The sequence below is a fragment of the Rhodoplanes roseus genome, assembly GCF_003258865.1.
Classification (GTDB): domain Bacteria; phylum Pseudomonadota; class Alphaproteobacteria; order Rhizobiales; family Xanthobacteraceae; genus Rhodoplanes; species Rhodoplanes roseus.
Map to the genome: position 1 here is coordinate 1 of NZ_NPEX01000398.1, position 4116 is coordinate 4116.

The window sequence follows — 4116 nt, forward strand, 5'->3', positions numbered from 1 at the left end:
GAGCTGTTCCAGATGATGGCCGGGATCAAGCTCGTCCACGTCCCCTACAAGAGCTCGAACGACGTCGCCGCGGCGCTCGTGGCCCTGGGGATCGCCTTCGCGGCGGGCCTCCAGGTCGCGGCCGGCCTGGTGCTGAGCGGATGCGAGCGGTGAGCCCCGTGACCCGCCGCCGTATCGTGGTCGGGGCCGCCGTGCTGTGCGGCCTCGTCGCCGCCGCGGGCGGCGCGGCCGGGCTCGCCGTCTCACGCGAGCGCGCCGACACGGTGGCGCGCGCCATGACGGGCGGCGATCCGGAGCGCGCCCCGGACCTGATCCGCCGTTACGGCTGTGCCGGCTGCCACACGATTCCCGGGATCCCGGGCGCCGACGGCCAGGTCGGTCCGTCGCTCGACGGCCTGCGGCGGCGCGTCTATGTCGGTGGCGTCGCCCTCAACCGGCCCGACGATCTGGTGTGGTGGATCGTCGACCCGCAAGCCTTCTCGCCACGCTCCGCCATGCCGGCGACCGGCATCGCCGAGGCCGAGGCCCGCGACGTCGCCGCCTATCTGTACGCCCGCTGACGGTCATGGCTGCGGCGTCTCGCGCGGCGGCAGCGACGTGATGAATTCGGCGATGGCGTCGCGGTCCTCCTGCGGCAGCGTCGCCGTGTTGGTGACCACGTCCGTCATGGAGGAGCCGACCCGGCCGTGGTTCGGCGTGCGGCCCGAGCGCAGCACCTCGGCGATATCGGCCGCCGACCAGCCGCCGATCCGGGCCGGCGTGATGTTGGGGACGTAGCCGACGCCCTCCGGGTCGGTCCCGCCGGCGTAACGCGTCTTTGCCTTGATCGCGCCGAAGAGGTTGCGGGACGAATGGCACTCGGCGCAATGCGCCACCGCCTCGGCCAGGTAGTGCCCGCGGTTCCACGCGGCACTGCGCGTCGGGTCCGGCGTGATCGGCGTCCGGTCGAGGAACAAGAGCTTCCAGATCCCGAGCACCCGCCGCAGCTTGAACGGCAATGCGATCTCGTGCGGCGGCGCGCGTCCCTCTACGGGCGGCAGGGTGCGCAGATAGGCGATCAGGTCGCGGACGTCGTCGAGCCGCATGCGGGCGTAGCTCGTGTACGGAAACACTGGATAATAGTGCCGGCCGTCCGGCGAGACGCCGGCGAGGAGCGCATTGGCGAGATCGACGGTGCGCCAGCCGCCGATGCCGTCCTGCGGGTGCGGCGAGATGTTGGGCACCCGGAAGGTGCCGTAGGGCGACGGCAGCGCGAGCCCGCCGCCCAGGCGATGCCGGTCCGACTGGCCGGGCGAGGCATGGCAGGAGGCGCAATCGCCGGCCGCGAAGATCAATGCTCCGCGCTCCGCGTCGCCCGCGGCGAGGTCGGTGTCGGGCGGAAGCGCTCGCCGCGGCGCCGTTGCGATCCAGCCCACCGCTCCGAGGCCGGCGAGGGCGAGGACGCCGGATCCGACGATCGCGATCCACACGCGCTTGCGGCGGCGATGTCGGGCCGCACCGTCCTGCCCGCGCCGCATCGGCCGGTGCAGCGCGCTGGTGCTCATCCGGCCTGGCTTTCAGCCGCCGCCTCCTTGGCGATCCGCACCGGCACCGACTTGGCCGCCGGCACCTTGCTGCCCTTGGCGTGGTGGGCGATCGGGATCAGCACGTTGCACTCCGGATAGTAGCCGGCGATCGATCCTTCCGGGATGCCGAAGGGCAGCACCTGCAGCCCGCCGCGCGCCCGCCCGACGCCGTCGTCCACGGCCGAGGTCAGCCGCACCATGTCGCCCTTGGCGAGGCCGAGGCGCGCCATGTCGGCCTCGTTCATCAGCACCACCTCGCGGCCGCCGAAGACGCCGCGGAAGCGGTCGTCGAAACCGTAGATCGTGGTGTTGAACTGGCCGTCCGAGCGCAGCGTCACGAGCTGATAGACGTCGGCGGGCTGCGCCGAGCGATTGAGCAGGCTTTCCGGCACGGTGAAGTTGGCCTTGCCGGTCGGCGTCTTCCAGACTCGCTCGCGGGCGCCCAGTGGGCGCGGAAAGCCGCCCGGCTGGAACATGCGCTTGTTGAAGTCTTTGAACTGGTCCGGATACGTCCGCTCGATGGCGTCGCGCACCAGCGCGTAGTCGGCGACCCAGGCATCCCAGTTCACCTTGGAGTTCGGCGGCAGCGTCGTCTTGGCCAGGCCGGCCACGATGGCCGGCTCGGAGCGCAGATGCTCGCTGACCGGCTCGCGCTGGCCGCGCGACCCGTGGATGCAGGTGGTCGAGTCCTCCATCGACACCGCCTGGGGTCCGGTCGCCTGGCGGTCGATCTCGATGCGGCCGTTGCACGGCAGCAGATACGTCACCTCGCCCGGGATCAGATGCGTGCGGTTGAGCTTGGTGGCGATCTGCACCGACAGCCGCAGCTTCGTCCAGGCCGGCTCCATGACGCCGTGATCCGGAACGGCGCGCAGGAAGTTGCCGCCCAGGCTGACGAAGCCACGCACCTCGCCCTTCACGATCGCCTCGCAGGCGTCGACCGTGGAGAGCCCGTCCTGGCGCGGCGGCTCGAAGCCGTAGAGCTCCTTCAGCCGATCGAGCGGCACCAGCTTGGTCTTCTCGGAGATGCCGACGGTGCGCTGGCCCTGCACGTTGGAGTGCCCGCGCACCGGCGAGATGCCGGCCCCGGGCTTGCCGATATTACCGCGCAGCAGCAAGAGGTTCGCCACCATCTTGCAGGCCTCGACGCCGTGCACGTGCTGGGTCAGGCCCATGCCGTAATTGGCGATCACGGCATTGGCCTTGCCGTAGGTCGCGGCGGCGGCCTGCATCTCCGAGCGCGGCAGCCCCGACACGGCTTCCAGCGCGGCCCAGTCGCTGTCACGGCAGAACGCGGCGAAGTCTTCGAAGCCGTGCGTGTGCTCGGCGATGAATTGCGTGTCGAGCAGTCGCGGGGCGCCGTCGCGCTGCGCCGTGTCGTCCGCCTCGATCAGCGCCTTGCACAGGCCCGTGATGGCCGCGATGTCGCCGCCCGGCGTCACCTGATAATATTCGGTGGCGATGCGGGTGCCGCCCGCCACCATCTGGATAGGATTCTGCGGATCCGTGAACTGCTCCAGCCCGCGCTCGCGGATCGGATTGAACACCACGATGGGCACGCCCCGCTTGGCGCAGCTCTGCAGCGGATGCAGCATCCGGGGCGAGTTGGTGGTGGTGTTCTGGCCGAAGAAGAAGATGCAGTCCGTCTTGTCGAAATCCTCCAGCAGCACGGTGCCGACCGGCACCCCGATCACCTCCGGCAGCGCCACCGAGGTCGACTCGTGGCACATGTTGGAGCTGTCGGGAAAATTGTTGGTGCCGTACATGCGACCGAAGAGCTGGTACATGTAGCTCGCCTCCAGCGAGGCGCGGCCCGACGTGTAGAAGACGACGGAGCGCGGATCGAGCGCCTCCAGCTCGGCGCCGATCTCGAGAAACGCCTCGTCCCACGACACCTGCACGTACTTGTCGAGCGCCGGATCGTAGCGCAGCGGATGGGTGAGGCGGCCGTTCTCCTCCAGCGCGTGATCCGACCAGCCGCGCAGCTCGGTGAGCGTATGGGAGGCGAAGAAGGCCGGGTCCGTCTTCTTGGGCGTGATCTCCCAGGCGGTCGCCTTGGCGCCGTTCTCGCAGAACTCGAAGACGTGCGGATCGGCCGGTTTCGCCCACGAGCAGGACACGCACATGAAGCCGCCGGGCTTGTTCTGCTGCCACAGAATCTCGCTGCCCAGGACCGTCACCTCCTCCTGGGTCAGGATGGCGGCGAGCGCCTTCACGGACCCCCACCCACCGGCCGGTCCGGAATACGGTTTTTGGACCGCCTTGTGATCCGGGTGCGGCTCGTGATCCGGAGACGCCTTGTGATCCGGGGGCTGCGTCATGCGACCTCGCGACGTTCGGAGACGTGACCGCCACGAAAACGATCACGCCAAGCGAACGCCAAGGCGCCGTCGGGAGTTCCTGTTCGGGCCCCCGATGGCAAGGCGACGGCAAGCGACATCACCAGGACCGTGACGGCATGACACTCGACCTGTTCACGCGCGGCTGCGCCGACCCGGGGGTCGGCTCCGCGGTCGTCCGCGGCACGGGCCGCGCCGGCCAGCACCGCGCC

General features: G+C 70.1%; 3 protein-coding genes. 1 reads left to right on the top strand and 2 read right to left on the bottom strand.

What is annotated here, in order from left to right:
- Window positions 1-158 precede the first annotated feature (158 nt).
- Window positions 159-560, top strand: a complete 402-nt coding sequence (locus CH341_RS28935; RefSeq protein WP_425376221.1) for a c-type cytochrome — start codon at window positions 159-161, stop codon at window positions 558-560.
- A gap of 3 nt (window positions 561-563) precedes the next feature.
- On the opposite strand, the gene CH341_RS28940 is transcribed toward CH341_RS28935, so the two are convergent.
- Both CH341_RS28940 and CH341_RS28945 read right to left on the bottom strand, forming a co-directional pair.
- Window positions 564-1544, bottom strand: coding sequence for a cytochrome c (locus CH341_RS28940; protein ID WP_245431300.1), 981 nt, complete (start codon window positions 1542-1544; stop codon window positions 564-566).
- Window positions 1541-3886 (bottom strand): FdhF/YdeP family oxidoreductase, encoded by a 2346-nt coding sequence (locus tag CH341_RS28945; RefSeq protein ID WP_111422691.1) that lies wholly within the window; start codon window positions 3884-3886, stop codon window positions 1541-1543. Before CH341_RS28945 ends, CH341_RS28940 begins: the two co-directional genes overlap by 4 nt.
- Between the last annotated feature and the right edge of the window lie 230 nt (window positions 3887-4116).